This window comes from Flavobacterium terrae (assembly GCF_900142035.1).
Lineage (GTDB): Bacteria > Bacteroidota > Bacteroidia > Flavobacteriales > Flavobacteriaceae > Flavobacterium > Flavobacterium terrae.
Window position 1 is genome coordinate 190,115 of sequence record NZ_FQZI01000004.1, and the last position, 23,300, is coordinate 213,414.

The following is a 23,300-nucleotide window of genomic DNA, read 5'->3' on the forward strand; positions in this document are numbered from 1 at the left end:
CTTAATTTCCTTTAACAATCACAGCGTCCTCAATATTATACATCCAGTTATCAGGGTCATTTTCATTGACTTTCATAATTCCTTCAAGAGTTACATATTGGTCTGTACGTAATTTAAGTTTACCTGCTTTAAACTTAATTCCCATTATAGTTTCGGGTCCTGCTTTTCCACAGAAAAAACATGAAGCAAAAACATTTTTACTCAATGCATAATTCACATTATCTATAGGCACTATAAAGCCCGACATAAAAATGCGTTTGTTATGGTATTTTTTCACTTCGGGACTAATTACTGGAAAATCAATGTTTCCGTAATCTTTATGTTGCTTTTTAATAAATTTTATTTGTCCTAACTTCTTCCAACTTAAAGTATCTGAAACTATTGTCTTTTGAGTTTTCTCTTTGATAAAATCTGATTTTTGAAAACCCATTAGTGCAAAAACTAGCACTACAATTATAATTTTTATTTTATCCATTTGCTAATGTCTTTGATATATTCATTCTGTATGCCTTAATTGCTGGAATAACGGCAGCTATAACACCTACAATTAAAGTACTTAAAATTAAATAACCTTCTTTATCCCAAATAACTTCGGCGGGATTAAATTCTATCTTAAATTCTTCTGTAGCTGTATTAGAAATCCAACCCAAAGCTATTCTTCCAAGAATTGTTCCAAAAAAGAATCCTACTACACACAAAAATAAACTTTCTGCAATCACTAATGAAAGAATTTGAATTCGTGAAGCTCCGTGCAAACGCATTAAAGCAAACTCATATTCTCTTTCTTTTAATCGATTAAACAAAGCAATAAATATACTTACTCCAGAAATAAGCATAATCCCGTAAGCCATATATTCGAGTGTTTTTAATCCGATACCAAATAGTGTAAACAAACGATTAATCTCGATTGCTGGTGAAGCGGCCTGCATTTTTGTGTTTTGGGCAATAATTCTTGGCCAAGTCACAATCCCCATTTTATTTCTAAACTTCAATAGTACCGAAGTTATTTCTTTTGGCTCTTCCTGAACCTCTTCAGATTCATTATGAGAATGTCCATGCATAGCCCAAACACTTTCAATATTACTTAAAATCAAATTATCGATTACTTTTCCCGTTTGTGTAGTGATACCCGTAACTAAATATTGAAATTCTTCGTGTTTTTCCCCTTCTTTAGCACCTCCATGTGTACCGTTAAATTTATCTCCAATTCTAAGGTTAAGTTTTTGAGCTACATTATAACCAACTACAACTTGAAATTCCTTTTCGAAGATTTTCCCTTTCTCAATTTTACCATTAAATTTTTCTAAATAATCTTGTGTTGTTCCAACAATTTTATATCCCAAATAATTATCTCCGTAAGCCAAGGGAATTGCCGACTTTATAAAAGGATGTCGCATCCATACTCTTGCTGAGTCATAATTTATATTTCCAGTAGGAGCATCAACCTGATACACCGATGAAAGTACTAATTGCAAAGGACTTCCTTGTGCTCCTAAGACCAAATCAATATTATCGGCATTACTTGAAAACTGTTCTTCAAATTGTTTTTGCAAAAGAATCAACAATGTAATAATAGCAACACTAGAAGACAATAATAACACACTCAACAAAGTATTGAGAGGTTTAAACCAAATATTCTTCCATCCTAATTTTGCAATCATGACAATGAAATTTGGTTACTAAAACGTTGCTTTAATCTAGAGTCGTGAGTTACTATAATTAATGCTGTATTGTATTCTTTAGCTAAGTTTTCCAACAAAGTCGCTACTTTTAATGTATTTGCATCATCGAGGCTAGATGTTGGTTCGTCAGCTAATAAAACTTTAGGATTATTAATCAAGGCTCTAGCAATAGAAACTCGTTGTTGTTGACCAACACTTAATTGAGAAGGCAATTTATTTAAATGTTTTTCAAGATGCAGATGTTCCAAAAGTGATTTAGCTTTTTGCTTTTCTTTTTTTCCTGTTGCAAGCCAAGAAGCGAGCATAATATTTTCTAAAACAGAAATAGACTCGACAAAATGATTTTGCTGTAAAACAACACCAATATTTTTACCTCTAAAAGCATCCATTTGCTTTTCTGAAAATGGACTAATATTTATTCCATCAAAAATAACCTCTCCAGAAGAAGGCTTTAACAAACCTCCTAGAAGATGCAACAAAGTAGTTTTTCCTACTCCTGAATTTCCAGTAATTAAAACAGATTCAGAAGCATTACATACTATATCAGGAAACGTAAAATGCGTTTCGTTTCCGTAGGAAAAAGTAAGATTCTTAGTTACTATCATTTTTTACAGCATGCCTTCATCGGCGAAGCTAAAATAATTCTTTTCGGTGACAATAACGTGATCCAAAACTATAATATCAAGATGTTTTCCAGCTTCTTTAATTTTTTTTGTGATTTGGCAATCGGCCTCACTGGCTTGCAGTTTACCTGAAGGGTGATTATGAACTAAAATTATATTGGTTGCAAAATGCTCAAACGCTGTTTTAAAAATCAATCGAGAATCTACAACCGTACCTGTTATTCCTCCTTTGCTAATTTGAGTTTTGTAAATAACTTTATTGGAGTTATTAAGATACAATACCCAAAACTCTTCATGAGGAAGTTCACCAATTATTGGTTGCATGATTTCGAAAACTGCTTTACTGGAAGTTATTTTTTTTAATTCAGATGTAGCTTCACTTTGTCTTCGCTTTCCCAATTCCAAGGCAGCAGCTATAGAAATGGCTTTAGCCTCTCCTACTCCTTTAAATTGCATGAGTTGTTGCACCGATAACTTTCCAAGTTGATTAAGATTATTATTTGCAGATGCTAAAATACGCTGACACAATTGCACCGCACTTTCATTACGAGAACCTGAGCCTATAAGGATGGCTAGTAACTCAGAATCGGAAAGAGTAGTTTTTCCTTTAAGAAGAAATTTTTCACGCGGGCGATCATCTTCAGCCCACTGATTGATTGGCGTATACATATTTATTTGGCTTAAAATTTGATACAAAATAACAAAAATATATTTACCAGACATAAACATCAAAACCACTTCTATGAACAAGCATTTTATATTAGCTTATGCAAGCTTATTAATAGGCTGTAAAAATCATGACTCAGTTGCACAAACTCAGATCTCTCCAGTAATCAATACATCTATTGAAAAAATTGTCAATCCCGAGACATTTGCAGAAAAGTTATCAAATGCGGCATTATCAATAATCGATCCTACTATTGTATATACTCCAAACTATATTGGAATAACGTATCCAAATGGAGATGTACCACCAAAAACTGGAGTTTGTACTGACGTTGTTATTAGAGCTTATAGAAAATTGAATATAGACCTTCAAAAAGAAGTTCATGAAGACATGGTATCCAACTTCAGTTTATACCCTAATCTTAAAAAATGGGGATTAAAAACAACCGATACAAACATTGATCATAGAAGGGTTCCAAACTTGGAAGTATTTTTTGAAAGAAAGGGAGATAAATTACCTATTTCGCAAAGCCCAACAGATTATAAAACTGGTGATATTGTTACTTGGATGATAAATGATAAACTACCACATATTGGTATTGTAACACATATCAAGACAGAGGATGGAATAAGACCTATGATAGTTCACAACGTTGGTGCAGGACAAGTTTTAGAAGATTGCTTATTTAAGTATACTATTGTTGGTCATTTTAGGTATAAAAAATAAATCTTATTATTTAAAAAGAATAAAAATCAAAAATAAGACTATACAAAAATAAAACGCGAGTACTAAGAATAGAGAAACAAATGCTAAAAATCTATCTCCTAAATACCCATTCGTATCTGTAAGTTTAAACCAATATTCTTTTATTGATTTTGTTGGATTTATAATATTATCTAATAAAGCTAAAAAGTCTATAAAATCCATAATCTTCATTTTAAAATAAAACCTTTCAGAAATCTATTCTGAAAGGTTTTGTATGTATTTAATAATTTATTTGACTAATTAATCAATCCGTTTACCTCATCAAAATTTAATCCACCATAGTTTCCTGAACTCATTAAAAGTAATGCAGAATTATTTAAATCTGCACTGAATAAAAACTGTTTAAATTCTGCTGGATTAGTATAAATAACAAGATTGTCGCGCTTAAAAGCTTTAGCAATTTGCTCATAAGTCACTTCTTCCAATTGTTTGATTTTAACAGCATCTGGAGAATAGAAAACCACAGCTACATCTGCATGATCTAATGCTCCTTCATATTCTTTTAAAAATTCAGCATTCAAACTGCTGTAAGTGTGTAATTCTAGACAAGCTACTAAAGTTCTGTCAGGATACTGTTCTTTTACTGCTTTTGTAGTAGCAGCAACTTTACTTGGCGAATGCGCAAAATCTTTATATGCTACTTTATTACTGCTTTCTGCAATTTTCTCTAAACGTTTAGAAGCACCTTTAAAGCTTGCAATGGCTTCGTAAAAATCGGCTTCGTCGATTCCCATATTTTGACAAATCCATTTGGCTCCTGCAAGATTATTTAGATTATGTGCTCCAAAAACTTCAATAGGCATTGGTCCCTCTGGAGTTTCTAATAAAGTCACTCCATTTTGAACAGTATATTCAGGAGTATGATAAGGAATTTTACGAATAGGATTTTCGGCTTTTTCGGCAACACGTTTTACTTCAGGGTCATTTTCGTTATAAACTAAAATACCGCCATTAGTAATTTTTTTAATAAAAATTTCAAACTGTTCTACATAGTTTTCATAGGTTGGAAACACATTAATGTGATCCCAAGCAATCCCAGAAATCAAGGCAATATTAGGTTGATACAAATGGAATTTTGGACGACGATCCATTGGAGAAGATAAGTATTCATCCCCTTCAAGAACAATAAAATCATTATGTTCTGTAAGATGCACCATAGTATCAAAACCTTCCAACTGTGCTCCTACCATATAATCAACTTCTACATTATGATAATGCATCACATGAAGAATCATAGAGGTGATAGTGGTTTTACCATGCGAACCTCCTATTACTACACGAGTTTTATTTTTAGATTGTTCATATAAGAATTCTGGATACGAATAAATTTTAAGCCCCAATTCTTGAGCTTTTAACAGTTCAGGATTATCTGCTTTTGCATGCATACCTAGAATCACAGCTTCAATATCTGAAGTTATTTTTTCAGGAAACCAACCCATTTCTACAGGCAACAAACCTTTTTTCTCTAGTCTTGATTTTGAAGGTTCAAAAATAGCATCATCACTTCCTGTTACATGATATCCTTTACTGTGTAATGCTAATGCTAAATTGTGCATGGCTGCTCCGCCAATTGCTATGAAATGAGTTCTCATTGATATATTTTCTATTCTTTTAATTTTTAAATTCTGACTTTAATTCCTCTGCTTTTCCTTTATTTTTAATCTTGTTCAAATATAAATCATATAATTTTTCAAAAGTGGTTTTCGAATGGCCTATTTCGTGTGCTTTTACATAATTTATTTCTGCTTTGTCATATCGTTTATAATACAGATCAATATAGCCTTTCGCCAGATAGCCGTCAACTTTAGACAATTGCATTAATTCATTGGCATATCTTAAGGCCTTTTTTTCGCTCCCTCCAATGATTCCAGGCAATTCTACATATAAAACCACCAAGGCCCAACGTGAATTGATATGTTTTGGATCCAACTTTGCAGCTTTTACAAATGAACCCTCGATATCATCAAGCATGGTAAAGGCTTTTATTTTACTACTTTTTTGGGCTTTCATACCCAATGAACCACCATATCTAAACCAATACTCAGCATTTGATGGAAAAGCATTTTTAAGAATGGTAGAATATTTTATTGCATCGTCCCAATTTTTACTGTGATAGGCTATTTCTCCTAATTGGTCAATTGCTTTGTAGTTTTTGGGGTTATCTGAAATACATTTTTGCAGTAAAACTTGTGCTTCAGCATATTTTTTTTGTTTAAATAAAGCTTCACCAGTATCGCAATTGGTTTGAGACCAAAGAAGGACTGGGATAAATAGAAAAAAACTGATTATGTATTTCATTTTTCAAAAATAGAAAAAATTTGTTTGCGTTAGGGATGGAAGCAAACTACCATGTAGTGCGAACAGCCCGACGTTTTTTTATTAGCTGACTGAGGTTCTCGAAGTCAGCTAATAAAAAACGTAACGCCCAAAAATAAAAAATCCGAACTCATTTCTGAATTCGGATTCTTTATTAAATTGTAATAACTTATTTGATTAAAGTCATTTCGTCTACAATATTTTTAGCTCCTGAGAAATTCTCAATTACCCAAAGTACATAACGAATATCAACGTTGATAGTTCTTTGTAAGTTTTTGTCGAAAATTACGTCACCAGCCATGGCTTCGATATTTCCGTCGAAAGCTAAACCTATTAACTCACCTTTTCCATTTAATACTGGAGAACCTGAGTTACCACCTGTAATATCATTATCTGTCAAGAAGTTTACGTGCAATGAACCATCTTTATCTGCATAACGACCAAACTCTTTGTTCTTATTCATTTCTAGAACTCTTTCTGGTAAGTCAAACTCAGCATCACCTTTCTTATATTTTTTAACTTGACCGTCTAGAGTTGTATAGTTGTTGATTTTTGCATCATTACGCTTGTCAGCAGGTAAAGCACGAACTTTTCCATACGTTAAACGTAATGTTGAGTTAGCGTCTGGATATTTAATTGTTCCAATTTTAGACTCACGTAATCCTTCAACTAATTTACGGAATGAAGCTCCAAAATCATTTTGTGCTTTAGCAATTTCGTCAGATTTAGAATTATAATGATTTAATAATTCATTTGACAATTTCACTAAAGGATCATTTGCAATTGATGCTTCGTTTGGAGTGTCTAAAAATGCTTTAACTTTATCTAAAGATGTTAAAACACTTGAATCGAAAGCCGAATTTACAAAAGCTGTAAAGTCATTATTATTAGCTTTACCTATTTCAGCAACATAAGGAGAAATTGCATATCCTGTAGATTTTGTAGCATATAAATTCAATTGAGCAGCTAAGATGTCTTTCTCTGCTGGAATGTGAACTTCTTTGAAAAATTCAGTTGCCATTTCAGATATAGCTTTAGCCATTTGAACACGTTTTTCAGCATCAGCTTTAGCATAATTGTCTAGCTGTCTTCCTAAACTTCTTGAAATTGTTCCGTAAGCGCTAGTTCTTAACAATTGCATCAAGTAGTTATCGTGACGTGATTTCTCATTTGTTAATTTGTAATAGTTGTTAATAGTAGCAACTACATTACCATATTTTTCTTTGTTTTCTGGTTTGTTAGCCCATTTGTCAAATTTAGCTTCTTGAGCCGCTTTTGTTTTTGCTGTTCCAAACTTTGTTAAAGCGTCAATCATTCCTTGACGGTTTTTCCAGTAGTTAGCTACACCAGCAAATTTTGAGGCATAAACTAAGTTTAAAGCATCGCTTTGAACCATGTATTTTTTCATCTGGTCCATACCAACTTTTGAACCTTCAACCCATGCAGGATATGCATATTTTACATTTTGATCGATTCCTGATGCTGGCATCCAACGGTTTGTACGCCCCGGATAACCTAAGATCATTGCATAATCGTTTTCTTTAACACCTCCAATGTTTACTGGTAAATAGTGCTTAGGTTTTAAAGGCACATTTTCTTGTGAATAATCTGCTGGATTTCCGTTAGCGTCTCCATAAACACGGAACATTGAGAAATCTGCAGTATGACGAGGCCACTCCCAGTTGTCTGTATCTCCACCAAATTTACCTAAGCTTTCTGGTGGTGTTCCCACTAAACGTACATCTTTATAATCTTGATAAACGAAATAGTAGTATTCATTTCCTTGGAAAAATGAACGAACTGAAACAGTATATTTTCCACCTTCGTTGTTTTCTTTTTCAATTTTTGCAATTTCAGCATTGATAGCTTTTTCACGTTCTGCTTCAGTCATTTTATCATTAACTACTGATAAAATTCTTTTAGAAACATCATCCATACGAACAAAGAAACGAACAAATAAACTTGAAGGCTTAATTTCGTCTTTTCTATCTTTTGCCCAAAAACCATTTTTTAAGTGATTCTTTTCAGCAGTTGATAATTCAGCAATTGCATCATATCCACAGTGGTGGTTTGTTAACACCAATCCGTCTTTAGAAATAATTTCTGCTGTACAACCTCCATTAAATTGAACAATTGCATCTTTTAAACTGTGATTGTTAATACTGTAAATTTCTTCAGCAGTTAACTGCAATCCCATTTTTTGCATATCTCTGTGATTTAAACGTTCAATGAACATCAAAAACCACATTCCCTCGTCTGCTTTAACACTTGTTGGCACAAGCATGATAGCAGTGATTAGAGATAAAATTAATTTTTTCATAACATATTTATTTTTAGTGGTGCGAATATACCTTTTTTTAATAATTGCTTAAAATCTAGCGAAAAAGAATATCTTTTTATTAAGAAAATTTTAACTTTTTAAGGATTATTACTTTAAAAAAAACTTTCAATAAATCTCGTTCTTATTTTTTTTACTTAACTTTAAGAAATAACTTTTAACTAAAAAAAACTATGGGATTATTTTCATTTATCAAAGGAGCTGGAAAAAAATTGTTTGGTTCTAAAGAAGAAGCTGCGCCCGCAGAAGAAAAATCACAATTAAAAGCGAGTGCTTTATTAGCTCATGTTCAAGCTTTAGGATTGCCATTTAATACACTTAAAGTAGTTGTAAATGCAGACGACTCTGTGGTTGTTTCAGGGGAGGTTAATCAACAAGCCGATTCTGAAAAAATTGTTTTAGCTCTAGGAAATGTTGAAGGAGTTGAAACCGTTGACAATCAAATGACGGTTGCCACACCTGCTCCAGAAGCACAATATCATACAGTTGTTGAAGGTGATTGGTTATCAAAAATTGCTGCCAAGTACTATGGAGATGCTATGAAATATGATATTATTTTTGAAGCAAATAAACCTATGTTAAAAGACCCTGATGAAATTTATCCTGGCCAAGTTCTAAGAATTCCTAATATTCAAGGATAATAAAATAAAAAATCCCTCAAATGAGGGATTTTTTATACTTCAATATTTAACATTTGCCAAAGCTTATCTTTTAATTCAGTTAAACCTTGTTGAGCGACTGATGAGATAAACAAATATGGTATTCCTTTTAATTCTTTGTCTAATTGCTTTTTCATTTCAGATTTTAATTCATCATCCAGCATATCACATTTTGAAATCACAAGCAGCCTATCCTTATCTAGCATTTCAGGATTATACCTTCTTAGTTCGTCTAACAAAATTTCATATTCCTTTTTAATATCCTTGGCATCTGCAGGAACCAAAAATAAAAGGGTTGAATTTCTTTCTATATGACGCAAAAAGTAATGTCCTAATCCTTTACCTTCAGCAGCACCTTCAATAATTCCAGGAATATCAGCGATTACAAACGATTGAAAATCTCTATAAGCAACAATTCCTAAATTAGGTTTTAAGGTTGTAAAAGGATAATCAGCAATTTTAGGTTTAGCAGAAGTCAATACAGACAACAATGTTGATTTTCCGGCATTTGGAAAACCTACAAGTCCAACATCGGCTAAAACTTTAAGTTCTAAAATGATATCTGCTTCAATAGGAGGCATTCCTGGTTGTGCATAACGAGGAGTTTGATTAGTAGAAGTTCTAAAATGCCAATTCCCTAAACCACCTTTTCCTCCTTCAACCAAAATTATTTCTTCACCATCTTCTGTAATTTCAAATAAAACTTCGTCAGTATCTTTATCTTTAACTACAGTTCCAAGTGGTACTTCTAAATATTTATCTTCTCCATCATGACCGGTACTTCTAGAGCTACCTCCATCACCACCATGGCCTGCCTTTACGTGTTTTGTAAATTTTAAATGAAATAATGTCCAAAGGTTTTTGTTTCCTTTTACAATAACGTGTCCACCACGACCTCCGTCTCCACCGTCTGGACCTCCTTTTTCGATAAACTTCTCTCTATGTAGATGCGATGAACCTTTTCCACCTTTTCCTGATGAAACATATATTTTTACGTAATCTACAAAATTCCCCTCTGTCATTTTTTCTTTTCTTTACAGAGCTTTGAATTCAAAATACCTGACTGCCACTGGCAGTCCTCCTCTTAATCTCAAATCCTCTGTCATTATTATCAATCATTTAGCATCAGAAAATAATTAACTAATGCTTTTATTTTTAATTTATTTCTTTCAACGAACGAACTAAGACCTTATCTATCTTAATACCATCCATATCGATAACTTCTAATTCCATTTTATTCCATACTAACTTCTCTCCTACTTTTGGAATATATGACAACTCAGTCATGATTAAACCACTTACCGTAGTAACATCATAATCATTAATCAAATCGTCCATATCAAAATAAGTTAAGAAATCGTGTAATGAATAATGCCCATCAACCAACCAACTCCCATCTTCTCTTGCTACTAACTGAAACTCTTCCTCGTAAAACTCAGCAGCATCTCCCACTAAAGCTTCAAGAATATCATTTAAGGTAATAATTCCTTGCACTACTCCATACTCATCAGTAACTAAAGCATAATGCACTTTTGTTTTTTTGAATACTTCCAGCGCTTTATAAGCAGATGTATGTTCAATAAAATAAACTGGTTCTTTAGCAATAACTCTTAAATCAAATTGATTTTTCTTTTCGAAATTGGTAAACAAATCTTTAAGAAACACAACCCCAACAACATTATCCAAATTATCTTCACATACAGGATAAATAGAATGCAATTCTTCTAAAACTTGAGACTTTATTGCGTCTAAATTATCTTCTAAAGACAAATACATTACCGATTTACGGTGTGTCATTAAAGAATTTACTTTTCTATCTCCAATATGGAAAACACGTTCCACAATATCTTGTTCAATTTCTTGAACTTCTCCTCCTTCGGTTCCTTCTTTAATAATGGCTTTGATTTCTTCTTCGGTTACTTTTCCATCTGCAGTAGGTTTTATTTTAAAAACATCTAAAATAAAATCTGTAGAAACAGTTAACAACCAAATAAAAGGTGCAGTGACTATCGAAATTACTTTCATTGGAACTGCCACAGCCTTAGCAATAGCCTCAGGATAATTCAATCCTATACGTTTAGGCAACAATTCACCTAATACCAATGAAAAGAAAGTTAAAATAACTACTACTGTACCTACCGATAAAGAATTTGAGTATGGTTTTGTAAGTTCAAATCCTTCGAAGAAAATACGAACATTTTCCGTTACTTTTTCTCCTGAATAGATACCTGTCAAAATACCAATAAGTGTTATCCCTATCTGAACAGTAGATAAAAACTTATTAGGCGAATTTGCTAATTCTAAAGCTGTTTTTGCACTCGTGTTGCCCTTTTTGGCAGCGGTTTCTAACCGGTTTTTTCTTGCTGATATGAGTGCGATTTCTGACATGGAAAAAATTCCGTTAAGTAAAATCAGCAAGAAGATTATGACTATTTCCAAATTTTAAAAATTTAGTTACAAATTATCAATTACAGTACTTAACCTTTCAGTAATTTCTGCAATAGACCCAATACCGTCAACGGCATAAAATTTATTTTGTTCTTTATAATAATTCATCAAAGGAGCTGTTTTTTCATTATACTCCTGGTAACGATTACGTATTTTTTCTTCGTCCTGATCATCAGGTCTTCCTGAAGTCTTTCCTCTTTCTAAAAGTCTTTTCACTAAGATCTCATCATCAGCTTCTAAAGCTATGGTAGCCGTAATTGACTGACTTTTGCTTTCTAAAAATACATCTAAAGCTTCGGCTTGAGAAATTGTTCTAGGAAATCCATCAAATAAAAAGCCATCAGAATCAGGGTTTTTATCTACTTCGCTTTGCAACATTTGGATAGTAACCTCATCAGGTACTAAATCCCCTTTATCCATGTAGGTTTTTGCTAACCTACCTAAATCAGTGTCATTTTTAATATTAAATCTAAAAATATCCCCTGTTGACAAATGAGTTAAATTGTACTTCCCTTTTAAAAATTCGGCTTGGGTTCCTTTACCTGCCCCAGGTTTCCCGAACAAAACTATATTAATCATTAAATTAAAAATTTATAAATGTGTTGTGTTATTTTAACTGATATACTTCTGAAAGGTTTCTACCTAAACCATCATAATCCAAACCAAAACCTACAATGAACTTATTTTCAATTTCGATACCAATATAATCAATTTTAATATCTTTTTTATAAGCTTCTGGTTTTAAAAATAGGGTAGCAAATTTTAATTGTTTTAAATTTTTATCTGCAAACAATTTTTGAAGTTCTTCGATTGTATTTCCTGTATCAACAATATCCTCAATTACCACAACGCTTCTACCAGTTAAATCTTGATTTAAACCAATTAACTGTTTTACTTCGTGAGTAGTTTGCATACCATCGTATGAAGCCATTTTAATAAAGCTTAATTCGCACGGATTTTTGTAATGTTTCATAAAATCTGAAACAACCATAAACGCTCCGTTTAAAACACCTATAAAAACAGGTACTTCGTTTTCAAAATCTTTCGAAATTTGAGTTGCCATCTTGGCAATTGCCTTATCTAATTCATCGGCAGAAATAAAAGGCACAAAATGCTTATCGTGAAGCTGAATTTCCATTTTTAAATTTAAAATAAAGGGCAAAGATAACAAAAGAGTTCAGTATCAGGAAAATTATTTATTTTTGAAATGATGGACATAGAATTTTATAAACAAATTGAAAAAAGTACCGCTCACAGAATGAGTAGAGAAATCAACCGTGATTTTATTTTTAAAAATCCTGATTTTTTAAATGATCTTATTCAAATTGCTTTTAACATTAAAGACAAAAACCATCACAAAGCCTGGTGGATTTTGGAATTAATTTTTGAAGAAAATCTTCATTTAATCACTCCATACCTAGACTCATTTTGCGATATCATTTCCAAACTAAAAGAAGATCCTGCAAAAAGACCTGCCTCTAAAATTTGTCTTTTTTTATCTGATTCTAAAAAATATTCTCTCACAGAAAAACAAGAAACAATAATCATTGAAACTTGTCTTGATTGGCTTATTCGCGATGAAAAAGTAGCTGCAAAGGCATATTCCATTAGAACTTTATACAATTTTGGAAAGAAATACGACTGGATTCATGCTGAATTGCTACAAATTGTACAACAAGATTATGCTCATCATTCTGCTGCTTATAAGGCCGTAGCAAAAGAAATATTAAGAAAGGTTAAACATTAAAATTATTGTTTTTACCATTTTTTTAAAAGCATTATCTTTGCGCAACAACAACACAACAACTACAATGAATTATTTTTCTTCCGATTTCAAATTAGGAATCCTTGGTGGAGGGCAATTAGGAAAAATGCTCCTTACCGAAACTCGAAAATTAGACATTCAAACTTATGTTTTAGATCCTAGTAAAGAAGCTCCTTGCCAATTTGGTGCTACTAAATTCTTTTTAGGTAGTTTGATGGATTACGACACCGTTTATCAGTTTGGAAAAATGGTCGATTTACTAACCATCGAAATCGAAAATGTAAACCTAGACGCTTTAGACACTCTAGAAGATGAAGGTTTAAAAATATATCCTTCTCCTAAAACATTACGCTTAATACAAAACAAAGGACGCCAAAAAGATTTTTATGTCGAGAATGACATTCCATCTTCAAAACACCAACGTTTTGTAGGTATCAATGAGTTGAAAAAAGCATTAGAAAAAGATGTACTTGAATTTCCTTTTGTATGGAAATCGGCACAATTTGGTTATGACGGAAACGGAGTAAAAATAGTTCGTTCTACCATTGATTTAGTAGGATTACCAGATGTAGAATGTATTGCAGAAGACATGATTCCTTTCAAAAATGAATTAGCCGTAATTGTATCGCGAAGCGTTTCTGGTGAAGTTAAAACCTATCCTGTTGTCGAAATGGAATTTCATCCAGAAGCAAATCAGGTTGAATATACCATTTGCCCTGCTAGAATTAATGAAACAGTAGCACAAAAAGCACAAAATGTAGCGCTACAAGTATCAGAAGCTTATAACCATATTGGCTTACTAGCTGTAGAAATGTTTCAGACTGAAGATGATGACATATTAGTAAACGAAGTAGCACCAAGACCCCACAATTCTGGACATTACAGCATTGAAGCAAGTTATACTTCGCAATTTGAACAACATATCCGTTCAATTTTAAATCTTCCCCTAGGAAGTACAGCTAGTAAAGTTGCTGGAATTATGGTAAATTTGGTTGGTGAAGAAGGTTTTTCTGGACCAGTTATTTATGAGAATATCGAAGAAATCATGAAAATCCCTGGAGTGACTCCACATATTTATGGAAAACGTGAGACCAGACCCTTCAGAAAAATGGGACACGTAACCATCATCAATGAAAACATGAAAGAAGCACGAAAAATTGCCGAAGAAGTAAAAAATAGTATTAGAGTAATAAGTCAAATTTAATTAATGATTAAAAAAGCCATTTTATATTCAAGTTATAATTCTTTTATATTGATGTCTGTTTTATCATTCATATCTTTATTATTACAAATGTTATATTATACACAAATCAAAGAATACCCAGAAATCAGAATAGGTTTTCCTTTAAATTTTTGGAATCTAAAATTTGATGACTCATATTATCAAAGTAACATTTGTCTTTCTGGTTTGATAATAAATTATTTTATTTTCTATTTAATCTCAATATTTATCTTTTTAATAAAAAAACATCTAGAAAAAAAGCATAATGAATAAAGTAGCTATAGTAATGGGAAGTGTTTCAGACATGCCAGTCATGCAAGAAGCCATCGATATATTGAAAAATTTCGGAATCGAAACAGAGGTTGACATTGTATCAGCACACAGAACTCCAGAAAAATTATTTGATTTCAGTAAAAATGCACACAATAGAGGTATTGCCGTAATTATTGCTGGAGCTGGTGGTGCCGCTCACTTACCGGGAATGGTTGCTAGTATGAGTCCGCTTCCTGTAATTGGCGTACCAGTCAAATCGAGTAATTCTATTGATGGTTGGGATTCTGTTTTGTCTATTCTTCAAATGCCTGGAGGTGTTCCAGTTGCTACTGTCGCTTTAAACGGAGCAAAAAATGCAGGAATACTTGCCGCTCAAATAATTGGCTCAAGCAACAAAACTGTTTTAGATAAAATAATTGAGTACAAAGAAGGATTAAAACAAGTAGTTTTAGATGCTTCTGCTAATTTAAATAAATAAAAAAAGCCCCAGAATGTGGTATTTTGGAGCTTTTAAGTAACACAAACATAAATACTGATTGGGTTAAATCAATATCTAAACGGTATATATCTAGTTTGATATTTTTCTGATTTTCAGTGCCAAATATAAAATACCTTTCGGTATAGAACAAATAAAATCGATGAAATACACTTTGTTATGAATATTCTTATTAAACATTTTAACACTAAACACAACACAGCTCCTTTTTCACAAATTAAATTAAGTGACTATTTACCTGCTGTAAAAGAAGGAATTTCAGAAACAAAAAAAGAAATAGACGAAATCGTTAATAATTCTGATGCTCCAACATTTGCCAACACGATTGAAGCTCTTGAATTTAGTGGTACACAACTAGATCGAGTAACTACTATTTTCTTTAACTTAAACTCGGCAGAAACCAGTGAAGAAATGCAGAAACTAGCACAGGAAATATCACCTATGCTAACAGAACTGTCAAACGACATTACTCTGAATGCAAATTTATTTCAACGAATTAAAGCTGTTTATGACCAAAGAGAGTCTTTAAACCTAACAACAGAACAAGCAACATTATTAGACAAAAAATACAAAGGTTTTTCTAGAAATGGTGCTTTACTTGCCGAAGATAAAAAATCACGCTTAAGAGAAATCGATGCTGAATTAGCCAAACTAAAATTAACTTTTGGTGAAAATGTATTGGCCGAAACTAACAATTACGAACTACATATCACTAACGAAAGTGATCTAAAAGGCTTACCCGAAGATACAATAGAAACAGCAAGATCGTTAGCAAAAAGCAAAGACAAAGAAGGATGGATTTTTACTCTTGATGTTCCTAGCTACTCTCCTTTTGTAACTTACGCCGACAATAGAGAATTACGCAAAGAAATAGCAATAGCATATGGTAAAAAAGCCTTTCAAAGCAACGAATTTGACAATCAAGAAAACGTAAAAAAAATTGTAGCGCTGAGACATGAAAGAGCTCAATTATTAGGATACGAGTCACACTCACACTTTGTATTAGAAGAACGTATGGCGCAAAATCCAGATAAAGTAAAATCTTTCTTGAATGATTTATTGGGAAAAGCTAAACCTGCAGCCGAAAGAGAATTCAGTCAATTGACTGCTTTTGCAAAGAAACTAGACAATCTTGATCAATTGGAAAAATGGGATGGTGCGTATTATTCTGAGAAACTAAAACAAGAATTATTCAATCTAGATGATGAAAAATTAAAACCTTATTTCAAATTACAAAACGTTCAAGAAGGTGCTTTTGAAGTTGCCAAACGTTTATTTGGATTGACTTTCACAGAAGTTTTTGACATTGATAAATACCATGAAGATGTTCATACTTTTGAAGTAAATGATGCTAATGGGAACTTGGTCGCTATCTTCTACTCTGACTTCTTCCCGCGAAAAGGAAAACGAAATGGTGCTTGGATGACGTCTTTCAAACCTCAATATATTAAGGAAGGTATTAATGAAAGACCACACGTTTCTATTGTTTGCAATTTCACTAAACCCACTGAAACAAAACCATCACTTTTAACTTTTAATGAAGTGACGACTTTATTTCACGAATTTGGACATGCATTGCATGGCATGTTAGCCAATACAACTTATCCAAGTTTATCGGGCACTTCAGTATATTGGGACTTTGTTGAATTACCAAGCCAAGTAATGGAAAACTGGTGTTATGAACCTGAAGCTTTAGCCATTTTTGCTAAACACTATGAAACCGGAGAAATCATTCCGCAGGAATATGTAGATAAAATTAAAGAAAGTGCTTCTTTCCTTGAAGGTATTGCTACTTTACGCCAATTAAGCTTTGGTTTATTAGACATGGAATATCACGGTAAACCAGTTGTAGTTGATAATGTAAAAACTTTCGAGAAAACAGCAATGGAACCTACCGCTTTATATCCAGATGTTGCTGAGAACTGTATGAGTGTTTCTTTTTCTCATATTTTTCAAGGTGGTTATTCTTCTGGCTATTATAGTTATAAATGGGCCGAAGTTCTAGATGCTGATGCTTTTGCTTATTTCCAAGAAAAAGGAATCTTTAATAAAGAAGTTGCTGCCAAATTCAAAGACAATGTATTGTCTCAAGGTGGTACAGAACACCCAATGACTTTGTATAAAAAATTTAGAGGACAAGAACCTAAACCAGAGGCGTTGTTGAAAAGAGCGGGATTGATATAAAATATATGAAAGTAATTTTAAGCTTAATTTTTGTAGTCCTTTTCATTTTAGGTTGTACTTCAAATAAAGAAGTTAAAACTGAAAATATTGAAACATTTAGTGAACCTAAAAATATTGTTACCTATGTTGGCAAGAATTATTTCAATTTTGACAATGTAGAGTTATTTAATATTGATATTGATGAGGAAAAAGTATTTGATTTATGGTCAAAAAAAGAAAGAACAAGAGATGAGGAAATTTTTATTGAAATTATTGGGAACCATGACATTCCAAAATCTATTTCCGATATTTCTTTTTTAACGAAAATAAAAAATCTAGGTTACAAAAAAACAACAATAAACGATTCTAAAAATGAAGAATTAAAAAACATTTTTAGATTTAAAAAAAACTCAATTATTGATTCGTTTGCTTGTCCTGCAATTTACAGAGACATTTTAGTATTTAAACTAAAAGAAAAAATTGTCGGAATTGCTAAAATATGTTTTAGTTGTAGGCATCATTATATTGTCGGAACAAAATTGAACACAGAGCAATTTGGACAAGGAGGAGATTACGAAAAACTCTATGAGATATTATATAATAAACAAATGCTTAATTAATTTAGAAACCGAAGTTATGTTCTTCGGTTTTCTTTTTTAAACAAACTTTCATTTTTTTTTGAAAGTTTAAAAACTTTGTTATACATTTGTCTCATGGATTTCAAAGAAGCAAAAAATAAATTCGTACAAACTTGGGGAGCTTTAGGTTCTCAATGGGGTATTAACAAAACCATGGCACAAATCCATGCTTTGTTAATGGTATCTAGCGAAGCGGTTTCTATGGAAGACATCATGGAAGAATTGCAAATTTCACGTGGTAATGCTAGTATGAATTTACGTGCATTGATGGATTGGGGAATTGTATACAAAGAATACAAAGCAGGTGAAAGACGTGAGTTTTTTACTGCCGAAAAAGATTTGGATGAATTGGCCGTAAAAATTTCTCGTGAACGTAGTAAAAGAGAAATTAAACCTGCGTTAAAAGTCTTGAAAGAAGTTTCATCTATCGATGCCAATGCATCAGCCGAAGAAAAACATTTTGTAGAACAAACTTCAAAACTATATGATTTTGTATTAAAAGCCGACAATGTATTGGATAAAATCACCGAGTACAAAGACAATTGGCTAGCACAAATTCTAATCAAATTCATGAAATAATTTTTTTTATTTAAAACTTTCAATTTTTTCTGAAAGTTTAATAAATACAGATACTATGAAAAACTTATTTAACTTAAACCTCTTTATTATAGGCGCACCTATCGTGATGTGCTTAATGGGTTTGCTGGATGAAAACTTCCTTTTATGGGGATTGCTTTCTACCATGCTCACAGGATTATTCCAAGTTGTATTTGGAATAGCAATGCTGATTGATGAACCAAAAAACAAACATCTTCAATTATACTTTTCGTGTGTTATTCTATTTTTTTGTATTTGGCTTACAAGTTTAAAATTTGGATACGTCAATTTTGGGAATACAGTATTATTTACTATACCCCCTTGTCTTGCCCTTTATCTTACAGTCATAATCTATAAAAAAATTGAAAAATGAACTTTCTAACCGCACAATGGAAAAACTTGATAATGGCAAACTATGTCATTAATCCGGAACATTTGAAAAAACACTTACCTACAGGTACCGAACTCGATTACTGGAATGGCAACTGTTATATAAGTTTAGTAGGATTTCTTTTTAAAGACACTAAAGTATTAGGCTTCAGGATACCAAGACATACTGATTTTGAAGAAGTTAATCTTCGATTTTATGTCAAACGTTTTGAAAATGGAGCATGGAAACGCGGTGTTGTTTTTATTCAGGAAATAGTTCCCAAACGCGCCATCACTTTTGTAGCCAATACCTTTTATAAAGAAAACTACAGAACACTTTTCATGCAGCATCAAAACGAACTAGAAGCCGAAGTTCTAAAAGTAGGTTATAGTTGGGAAAATCAAAAAAAGACAAATTATATCAGTGTGAACGCTTATGATTTCAAGAGTCCATTAGAAGAAGGTAGCGAAGCTGAATTCATTATGGAACACTATTTTGGGTATACCAAACACAATGAACATGAAACTTACGAATATGAAGTCAAACATCCTAAATGGGAACAATACTACATCAAAAACTTTGAGATCCAAGTAGATTTTGAAAATACCTACGGTAATGACTTTGCTTTTTTAAATGATGTAAAACCAGTATCTGTTTTTCTTGCCGAAGGTTCTGAAATTAAAGTACAGAATAAAAGAAAATTACCACATCATGACATTAGTTAATTACAACATCTTAGGTTATATAATTTTCCTATCAATAATCACTTTCATTATAGTTGTTGTTGGAAAGATATGCTATCGAAATGGTAACATTTATGTTTCAGAACTTATTCCTGAACATGCCGAATTGTGTCATCAAATAAACAAAACACTTTTGGTTGGTTATTATTTAGTAAATATTGGATATAGTTCAATGACTTTAATCTATTGGAAAGATATACTAACAATACAACAGCTCATCGAAACCATCTCAGTAAAAACATCAATCATTGCTTTTATACTTTGCTTTTTACATTATTCAAATATTTATATACTCACAAATTACATTCAAAAATTAATTAAATAAGATTATTATGGAAACTTCAAAAATTTTAATTGGTTATGCTATTTATTTACCTATTGCATTTTTACTAACATTTTATGTTTCAAAAACACTATTTAAAAATGGAAAAACATTTATGTTAGACATATTCAAAGGCAGAGAAGAAATTGCTTTTGCAACCAATAAACTATTCGAAACAGGTTTTTACTTGCTAAATCTAGGCTTTGCTTTAATGATACTAGAGTTAAATCTTTATGAAAACACTTATCAAAATCTTATTGAAGATTTAAGTTATAAAATAGGTGGCTTTTCTATTTATCTGGGAATTATGCTATTCTTTAACCTTTATTTATTCTTTAGAGGAAAAAGAAAAGCAAAAGAAAATCAAACTCCTGAATTAATTCCAGTAAATTAAAAGCAATCAACCACAGTTGTATAATCTTGTTATACAACTGTGGTAAAAATCATTCTAAAATGAAAAAAATAGTCATCGCTGCAGGAACAGGTTTTTTGGGCCAAGCCCTTATCCGTCATTTTAAACAAAATGCTAAAGAAATAGTAGTACTTACTCGTGGCAAAGAAAAGCAAGAGGGAAATATTAGTTATGTACATTGGAATGCAAAATCTTTGACTGGTTGGGAAGCTGCGCTTGAAAACGCCGATTTACTAATTAATCTCGCAGGAAAATCAGTAGACTGCAGATATAACGAAGCCAATAAAAGAGAGATTCTATTATCCAGAATTAACAGTACCAAAATTCTGAACAATGCTGTTTTACAATGCAAAAAACCACCCAAACATTGGTTAAACTCATCTACAGCTACTATTTACAGACATTCTGAAGACAAACAAATGGATGAATACACTGGAGAAATAGGAAATGATTTTTCCATGAATGTGGCACAAAGTTGGGAAAAAGCTTTCTTCAAAACCGAAACTCCAAACACTAAAAAAACAGCACTACGTACTTCAATAGTATTAGGGAAGAATGGTGGCGCATTTTTACCATTAAAAAATTTAACCCAAATGGGATTTGGTGGCAAACAGGGTAACGGCAAACAGTTTGTGAGCTGGATTCATGAAGACGATTTTGCAAAAGCTCTTGGATTTGTGTTTGAAAAGGAAATCACTGGAGTAATCAACATTGTCTCACCTACTCCAATTCAAAACAAAGCTTTCATGAAAGCTTTGCGTAAAGAATTGAAAATCCCATTTGGAACACCTGTAGGCAAACGATTATTAGAATTTGGCGCTAAAATTATAGGAACAGAAACCGAGCTTGTTTTAAAAAGCAGAAATGTTATTCCGAAACGTTTGCAAGAAAATGGCTTTACTTTTAAATATCAAACAATTGAATCAGCATTTAAAAATTTGTTACATGACTAACCTTCATTTTGAAACAATCACCAATACTGAGGTGGAACTAATTTTCAATTTGTCTAGAAATATAGATGCACACTTAGATTCTTTACATAAAACAAAGGAAAAAGCTATTTCAGGAAAAACACACGGTCTTATAGAACTTGGTGAAAAGGTTACCTGGGAGGGAAAACATTTTGGGCTGTATCTTACCCATGAAAGCACTATCACTCAAATGAGTAAATTTGAATCATTTACTGATGAAATGACAAAAGGTTGTTTCAAATCATTTATTCACCATCATAGATTTATACCTCAAAACACCTCAACCCTAATGATTGACGATATTTATTATGAAACTCCTTTTGGTATTTTAGGTAAATTCTTTGATAAACTTGTACTTAAAAGACATCTCAAAAAAATGATTCTTGAAAGAAACAAGTATTTAAAGCAGCAAGCGGAAAAAACAAAGCGATTGTAAACAACCGCTTTGAAATCCAATTATAATATAAAAACAATCTGAAAATTAAAGTCTTATAATTCCAATTACGTGTGGAGAACCATTTATTGGTTGGAATATTTCTACAATAGCCTCCCATACTACTAATGCTGGTGGCATACTTGCTGTACATTTAAAACGGTAATTAGTACCGGCTACTACTTGAGTTGAAACGGTGTTAGGAGTATATTTAACTCCAACAAAACCTTTCATTGCTTGATCAAATACTGCTTGATCTTGAGCTGTTAATGGATGATATGGAGACCATCCCCCTACTACAGTCTCTTTTTCGTTTAATGTGTTAGTTGACATGATTTAAATTTGTTTAATTGACCTCCTACTCATATGGCTTTTCAGATTCCGCCCTGTTTTTAAAGTTGTGTCAAACTCAACTTCGACGTCTATGTAATATTACTAAACAAACTTAAGAGGAATATACAGGACTAATAACCGTATAAATACCTGATTTTAAAAGTCTAACAAAAAAACATCACTAATAACCACCAAAAAACAGGTACACTCTCCACCCAAAAAGAAGTATAATATGATGATCGTTTGGGATGTGCAAACACAGTAAATAAAGCAATCAACAAAATCAAAATTAGATTAATCCAGAGTTGGACAACCTGAAAATCAGACTTCAAAAATTCTAAACAATAAAAAAGAACTAATAAAAAAATATTAACAAGTTTGGTTTTTTCAATACCCAGCTTCTGCGGAACAGTTTGTAACGAAATATCATCATGTTTCAAATCGATAATTTCAAAAATCAAAATCAATATAATTACCAATAAAAAACGTTGACAAAACTTCAACCATACGTCATGAGAAAGAGGTAAATGAGCATTAACTATGGGCAGAAAAAGTGTAACACCTGCCCAACAAAAAGCCACAATATAAATTTTAACACCTGCCCAATTTCGAGCATTCCCAATTTTAGGAAAAAAAGGCAAAGTGTACAACATGGTTAATCCAAGAAATCCAATACCAATTAGTTTCGTAATAGTCTCCAATTGAAAAAAGTAATATGTCGCTGCAATAAAAGACACTAAACTTAAGACTACAATTGCCTTTCTTTCATTTGTTATCTTAAGCTTTTTAGCTCGGACTAGCTCATCATATTTCACAAAATTATAACCTACAATTGTTCCAAAAAAAGCAAACAAAGCCATAGGCTCATCATAATCTATATGAAAAAAGTGGAAAGTCATGCGAACCAAGGCATATACAGCTAATGCTACATGAATACTTCCATGCAAATAAAAATCAAAGATTGCTTTAAGTAATCGCATACTTACAAAAGTAATCAATATGTTAATAAATAACATTTTTGGTTCATAATTTGATAAAAATTGCATTGTTTTTAACTTCAATTT

25 protein-coding genes and 1 pseudogene are annotated in these 23,300 nt (G+C 32.1%); 13 read left to right on the forward strand and 13 right to left on the reverse strand.

The annotated features are described in order from the left end of the window. Position 1 precedes the first annotated feature (1 nt). The 4 genes and pseudogenes from BUC09_RS11455 to radC form a co-directional block, all read right to left on the reverse strand. On the reverse strand, positions 2-475 hold the full coding sequence (locus BUC09_RS11455) for a hypothetical protein (protein WP_073311730.1): 474 nt from the start codon (positions 473-475) through the stop codon (positions 2-4). Continuing rightward, a complete protein-coding gene (locus BUC09_RS11460) occupies positions 468-1,661 on the reverse strand; it encodes an ABC transporter permease (RefSeq protein WP_073311731.1) in 1,194 nt (397 codons plus the stop codon). Before BUC09_RS11460 ends, BUC09_RS11455 begins: the two co-directional genes overlap by 8 nt. Positions 1,662-1,779: 118 nt before the next feature. Further along, positions 1,780-2,287: pseudogene (locus BUC09_RS11465) on the reverse strand (ABC transporter ATP-binding protein); the annotation flags it as partial. 3 nt (positions 2,288-2,290) lie between these two features. Beyond that, on the reverse strand, positions 2,291-2,974 hold the full coding sequence (gene radC / locus BUC09_RS11470) for a RadC family protein (protein ID WP_073311821.1): 684 nt from the start codon (positions 2,972-2,974) through the stop codon (positions 2,291-2,293). A gap of 73 nt (positions 2,975-3,047) precedes the next feature. Here radC and BUC09_RS11475 point away from each other — a divergent pair, with 73 nt between their 5' ends. Next, entirely contained in the window at positions 3,048-3,698 is a 651-nt protein-coding gene (locus BUC09_RS11475; RefSeq protein WP_073311733.1) for a DUF1287 domain-containing protein, read from the forward strand. Between the two features lie 275 nt (positions 3,699-3,973). On the opposite strand, the gene BUC09_RS11485 is transcribed toward BUC09_RS11475, so the two are convergent. From BUC09_RS11485 to BUC09_RS11495, 3 genes are all read right to left on the reverse strand, one after another. Next, on the reverse strand, positions 3,974-5,329 hold the full coding sequence (locus tag BUC09_RS11485; protein ID WP_073311735.1) for a UDP-N-acetylmuramate--L-alanine ligase: 1,356 nt from the start codon (positions 5,327-5,329) through the stop codon (positions 3,974-3,976). A 19-nt stretch (positions 5,330-5,348) separates the two neighbouring features. Further along, the gene (locus BUC09_RS11490) at positions 5,349-6,035 is read right to left on the reverse strand and encodes a tetratricopeptide repeat protein (protein ID WP_073311736.1); all 687 of its coding nucleotides are present in this window, start codon (positions 6,033-6,035) and stop codon (positions 5,349-5,351) included. Positions 6,036-6,222: 187 nt separating this feature from the next. Next, on the reverse strand, positions 6,223-8,373 hold the full coding sequence (locus BUC09_RS11495; protein ID WP_073311737.1) for a S46 family peptidase: 2,151 nt from the start codon (positions 8,371-8,373) through the stop codon (positions 6,223-6,225). A 191-nt stretch (positions 8,374-8,564) separates the two neighbouring features. Here BUC09_RS11495 and lysM point away from each other — a divergent pair, with 191 nt between their 5' ends. Beyond that, positions 8,565-9,032 carry a peptidoglycan-binding protein LysM gene (gene lysM, locus BUC09_RS11500; RefSeq protein ID WP_073311738.1) on the forward strand — a complete coding sequence of 156 codons (468 nt, stop codon included), beginning with the start codon at positions 8,565-8,567 and terminating at the stop codon, positions 9,030-9,032. Positions 9,033-9,064: 32 nt separating this feature from the next. Here lysM and obgE read toward each other — a convergent pair whose 3' ends face one another. The 4 genes from obgE to hpt form a co-directional block, all read right to left on the reverse strand. Next, on the reverse strand, positions 9,065-10,072 hold the full coding sequence (gene obgE, locus BUC09_RS11505; protein ID WP_073311739.1) for a GTPase ObgE: 1,008 nt from the start codon (positions 10,070-10,072) through the stop codon (positions 9,065-9,067). Between the two features lie 133 nt (positions 10,073-10,205). Further along, positions 10,206-11,438, reverse strand: coding sequence for a hemolysin family protein (locus tag BUC09_RS11510; RefSeq protein WP_234972593.1), 1,233 nt, complete (start codon positions 11,436-11,438; stop codon positions 10,206-10,208). Positions 11,439-11,504: 66 nt separating this feature from the next. Continuing rightward, entirely contained in the window at positions 11,505-12,077 is a 573-nt protein-coding gene (locus tag BUC09_RS11515; RefSeq protein WP_073311741.1) for an adenylate kinase, read from the reverse strand. A 28-nt stretch (positions 12,078-12,105) separates the two neighbouring features. Further along, positions 12,106-12,636: a hypoxanthine phosphoribosyltransferase gene (gene hpt, locus BUC09_RS11520; RefSeq protein ID WP_073311742.1), complete on the reverse strand. Its 531-nt coding sequence runs from the start codon at positions 12,634-12,636 to the stop codon at positions 12,106-12,108. A 69-nt stretch (positions 12,637-12,705) separates the two neighbouring features. Between hpt and BUC09_RS11525 the strand changes: the two genes are divergently transcribed. The 11 genes from BUC09_RS11525 (at position 12,706) to BUC09_RS11585 (ending at position 21,906) form a co-directional block, all read left to right on the forward strand. Then, positions 12,706-13,245 carry a hypothetical protein gene (locus BUC09_RS11525; RefSeq protein ID WP_234972595.1) on the forward strand — a complete coding sequence of 180 codons (540 nt, stop codon included), beginning with the start codon at positions 12,706-12,708 and terminating at the stop codon, positions 13,243-13,245. A gap of 64 nt (positions 13,246-13,309) precedes the next feature. After that, a complete protein-coding gene (locus BUC09_RS11530; protein ID WP_073311744.1) occupies positions 13,310-14,467 on the forward strand; it encodes a 5-(carboxyamino)imidazole ribonucleotide synthase in 1,158 nt (385 codons plus the stop codon). Between the two features lie 283 nt (positions 14,468-14,750). After that, positions 14,751-15,236 carry a 5-(carboxyamino)imidazole ribonucleotide mutase gene (gene purE, locus BUC09_RS11540; protein WP_073311746.1) on the forward strand — a complete coding sequence of 162 codons (486 nt, stop codon included), beginning with the start codon at positions 14,751-14,753 and terminating at the stop codon, positions 15,234-15,236. Between the two features lie 177 nt (positions 15,237-15,413). Continuing rightward, positions 15,414-17,438, forward strand: a complete 2,025-nt coding sequence (locus tag BUC09_RS11545) for a M3 family metallopeptidase (RefSeq protein WP_073311747.1) — start codon at positions 15,414-15,416, stop codon at positions 17,436-17,438. Between the two features lie 5 nt (positions 17,439-17,443). Beyond that, positions 17,444-18,037: a hypothetical protein gene (locus BUC09_RS11550; RefSeq protein ID WP_073311748.1), complete on the forward strand. Its 594-nt coding sequence runs from the start codon at positions 17,444-17,446 to the stop codon at positions 18,035-18,037. A 93-nt stretch (positions 18,038-18,130) separates the two neighbouring features. Next, positions 18,131-18,634 (forward strand): GbsR/MarR family transcriptional regulator, encoded by a 504-nt coding sequence (locus BUC09_RS11555; RefSeq protein ID WP_073311749.1) that lies wholly within the window; start codon positions 18,131-18,133, stop codon positions 18,632-18,634. A gap of 387 nt (positions 18,635-19,021) precedes the next feature. After that, complete coding sequence (locus tag BUC09_RS11565; RefSeq protein ID WP_073311751.1) at positions 19,022-19,747, forward strand: YqjF family protein; 726 nt, start codon at positions 19,022-19,024, stop codon at positions 19,745-19,747. Next, complete coding sequence (locus BUC09_RS11570) at positions 19,734-20,090, forward strand: hypothetical protein (protein WP_073311752.1); 357 nt, start codon at positions 19,734-19,736, stop codon at positions 20,088-20,090. The genes BUC09_RS11565 and BUC09_RS11570 overlap by 14 nt, the downstream gene beginning before the upstream one ends. A 7-nt stretch (positions 20,091-20,097) precedes the next feature. Then, a complete protein-coding gene (locus BUC09_RS11575) occupies positions 20,098-20,481 on the forward strand; it encodes a hypothetical protein (protein ID WP_073311753.1) in 384 nt (127 codons plus the stop codon). A 59-nt stretch (positions 20,482-20,540) separates the two neighbouring features. Then, positions 20,541-21,452: a TIGR01777 family oxidoreductase gene (locus BUC09_RS11580; RefSeq protein ID WP_073311754.1), complete on the forward strand. Its 912-nt coding sequence runs from the start codon at positions 20,541-20,543 to the stop codon at positions 21,450-21,452. Continuing rightward, positions 21,445-21,906 carry an SRPBCC family protein gene (locus BUC09_RS11585; protein ID WP_073311822.1) on the forward strand — a complete coding sequence of 154 codons (462 nt, stop codon included), beginning with the start codon at positions 21,445-21,447 and terminating at the stop codon, positions 21,904-21,906. The genes BUC09_RS11580 and BUC09_RS11585 overlap by 8 nt, the downstream gene beginning before the upstream one ends. A 45-nt stretch (positions 21,907-21,951) precedes the next feature. On the opposite strand, the gene BUC09_RS11590 is transcribed toward BUC09_RS11585, so the two are convergent. Together BUC09_RS11590 and BUC09_RS11595 are read right to left on the reverse strand one after the other, a co-directional pair. Beyond that, positions 21,952-22,236: a hypothetical protein gene (locus BUC09_RS11590; RefSeq protein ID WP_073311755.1), complete on the reverse strand. Its 285-nt coding sequence runs from the start codon at positions 22,234-22,236 to the stop codon at positions 21,952-21,954. A 164-nt stretch (positions 22,237-22,400) separates the two neighbouring features. Further along, positions 22,401-23,282, reverse strand: a complete 882-nt coding sequence (locus BUC09_RS11595) for a UbiA prenyltransferase family protein (protein WP_317041201.1) — start codon at positions 23,280-23,282, stop codon at positions 22,401-22,403. Between the last annotated feature and the right edge of the window lie 18 nt (positions 23,283-23,300).